Genomic DNA, 543 nt, shown 5'->3' with positions numbered 1-543 from the left:
GCAACCACGCCGCCACCGTCATCGTCCCCGCCAGGTCCAGCGAGGCGCGGTCCGTGACGGTGATCTTCCCCGTCAAGCCGTCGAAGCGGACGGCCTTCCCGTCGACCCCGTCCACGCGCGACGTCCCGCCCGAGAGCGTCCCGGACTGCGTCCACCCGGAGCGGTCCGCCGCCGTCGAGCCGGACGTCTCGTCGAGCTCCCAGATCCCACGCGTGCCCGCCTCGGCGAGGACCCGCACGTCGACGGTCGCGGGGGCGGACCAGACCCCGCCCGCGCGGACCCGGAACGTGAACGGGTCCGGTCCGACGAACCCGGCCGCGGGCGTGTACGTGAACGCCCCCGTCGACGCGTTCGTCACCGCGACCGAGCCGGACGCGGGCGTCTGGACCACCTCGAACGTCGGGGTCCCCGCCGCCTGGGCGGAGAGGACGCCCTGCGCCACGGCCCCGGCGACGGTCGTGAGGGACCCCGGGGTCGCGACGGGCGCGACCGGGCCGGGCGGCGACCCGGCGTAGAGGGCGGCGACCTCGGACGCGCTCAGCG

Annotated in this window: 1 protein-coding gene; it reads right to left on the bottom strand. The window is 77.0% G+C overall.

What is annotated here, in order from left to right; all coding sequences use genetic code 11:
• Nucleotides 1–543 (bottom strand): Ig-like domain-containing protein (locus GJV82_RS19680; protein WP_225873511.1); only part of this gene is annotated, 543 nt, incomplete at both ends.

The sequence above is a fragment of the Cellulosimicrobium composti genome (assembly GCF_009711085.1).
Taxonomy (GTDB): Bacteria; Actinomycetota; Actinomycetes; order Actinomycetales; family Cellulomonadaceae; genus Cellulosimicrobium; species Cellulosimicrobium composti.
Note: the sequence above shows the minus strand (reverse complement) of the source record. Positions and strands in the feature narration are given on the sequence as shown.